The following is a 1,865-nucleotide window of genomic DNA, read 5'->3' on the forward strand; positions in this document are numbered from 1 at the left end:
CGCAATTGATCTTGAGATTGTTCCAATATGAACTGTTGAAATATTAACTGGCTCTCCCTTAATATTAAGAGTTGCTACCATTAACTGTTCATTAGCCTTGTTCTCAATGAAATTTGAAAACAATTCATACGCTGTCTTTGGTGTTGTACATTTACATCTTTCATATAGAAAACTGCCCTTTTTAACTAATTGAATACTAACAATGGAAACTTTTTTCTTACTGCTCTTGTTCATTTGAAACTTCCTTCCTACATTTGGGTACAAAAAAAGACTTGGTTTTTCTCCAAGTCTCGTACTTTTCATTTACTTTTTAAATAATCATTAACCACATTCGCATAACTCATCATTCTAAAAAAACTTGGTCCAACAGTTGCGATCTTTAAGCCAGATGTTAGCGTTAAAATTGGAAAGTTAAAAATGCCAACAAGGAAAGCTGCTGTTTCCAAGCGATCTGTCATCTTTGTAAGACCACCTTTTGCAATTCTAGTTGAAAACTCCCATTTCTGATTCGCTCTGTTTTTAATAAACGTAAAACAATAAATACGGTTCTTATTGTTCGGCCTGATAGCTTTAAACACAACTATCCGTGAATTATTTGATGCAATTTTCCGAACTTCTTCCTTTAACTCCTTATCTTGAACACCTTTAAGAAATTCTTTATCAGGAAATTCTGGCAATTTAAAATCTATGTGTTCAAATTTTGTCTGGTAGCAATCTGTCCTAATCTTTAATTGCAATAAATTTTCAATTTTCTCTAAGTCTTTATCACTGATATCGTAGTACATCTTCCACCTCCACATTTCACCTAGTAATGAATATTATTTTTTGCTTTTATTTTGCTGCATAATGTCGTTGATTTTCTTCTCAAGGTCTATATGAAAAAATTGTGCTGCTCCGCTTATAAGAGACAATATGTTTCCTAACACAAATAACCATGCTCCCAAAGCAAATGATGCGGAGCCTCCATAATTACCAGTATCTCCAAGTTGCCCTTTTAGAACGAATAAAAAGATCAAACTTACAATTGGCAAACCAAATTTAAGCAAACTCTCATACTGTTGTAAAGATTTTATACGTCCAACAACTAAAATCAAAGCGGGTACTACAATAAACAAAGTTCCTAACATATATTCACTATTGAAAATCAGCTTGTAACCTGGATAAGACAAGCTGTAGACTAATCCCCCACCTGGATCTCCTGCATAAAAGTTTCCTGCGAATAAAGATACAATCATGATGATTGCCCCAATTGCGTCCAGATTTTGAATGGCTTTCTTTATATTACTATCCATTTCGACTACCTCTTCTTAAAAAATTATTTTTTAGTTGTCTCTGTCTCACTCTTTTCTTCAACAAATCCATTGACAAGCAATTGGTTTTTAAACCAAGTATCATACATTGAACCAAACCACACCAACTCAGCTATATTAAAAATCAAATAGATAACTGATCCCATTGCACTTGAAACAACAATATTTGCAACTAACGCAATCACGAATGGAATTGCTATCTTTGCCACAAAACCTGCTGTTTTATATTTCTGACTAAACAATGCATAAAAGATTGTAAAAATCCCTCCCATCCAATTAAAAGATGCTTTAACTTGTTTTCTTATTATTTTTCCATCGACTGTCTTGATCATGACCATGTCATCTTTTACCCGATTATTAAAATCAAATAATTCTGCAAAATTCATTCTTTGCTATCTCCCTTTTTTTGTGTATTGGCTTGATGAATTACCTTCATAACCCATTTCTGTGAATATCCATACTTTCTTGCTAAAAATTGAGAATTAGTGCCGTCATATTTACTCATTACTTGCTTTGCAGCCAATTTTCTATCATACAGATGAGTCGGAATTGTTA

General features: G+C 33.0%; 4 protein-coding genes and 1 pseudogene. All 5 read right to left on the bottom strand.

Annotated features, from left to right (window positions below; translation table 11 throughout):
• A pseudogene (locus FC19_RS07900) lies at window positions 1–234 on the bottom strand (DNA repair protein RadC); the annotation flags it as partial.
• 65 nt (window positions 235–299) lie between these two features.
• The gene (locus FC19_RS07905; RefSeq protein WP_057876443.1) at window positions 300–785 is read right to left on the bottom strand and encodes a hypothetical protein; all 486 of its coding nucleotides are present in this window, start codon (window positions 783–785) and stop codon (window positions 300–302) included.
• A 33-nt stretch (window positions 786–818) separates the two neighbouring features.
• Window positions 819–1,292 carry a hypothetical protein gene (locus FC19_RS07910; protein ID WP_057876444.1) on the bottom strand — a complete coding sequence of 158 codons (474 nt, stop codon included), beginning with the start codon at window positions 1,290–1,292 and terminating at the stop codon, window positions 819–821.
• 23 nt (window positions 1,293–1,315) lie between these two features.
• The gene (locus FC19_RS07915) at window positions 1,316–1,696 is read right to left on the bottom strand and encodes a hypothetical protein (RefSeq protein WP_057876445.1); all 381 of its coding nucleotides are present in this window, start codon (window positions 1,694–1,696) and stop codon (window positions 1,316–1,318) included.
• A complete protein-coding gene (locus FC19_RS11355) occupies window positions 1,693–1,833 on the bottom strand; it encodes a Mor transcription activator family protein (RefSeq protein ID WP_268872817.1) in 141 nt (46 codons plus the stop codon). The genes FC19_RS07915 and FC19_RS11355 overlap by 4 nt, the downstream gene beginning before the upstream one ends.
• Window positions 1,834–1,865 lie beyond the last annotated feature (32 nt).

This window comes from Liquorilactobacillus aquaticus DSM 21051, from assembly GCF_001436755.1.
In the GTDB taxonomy this organism is placed as follows: Bacteria; Bacillota; Bacilli; order Lactobacillales; family Lactobacillaceae; genus Liquorilactobacillus; species Liquorilactobacillus aquaticus.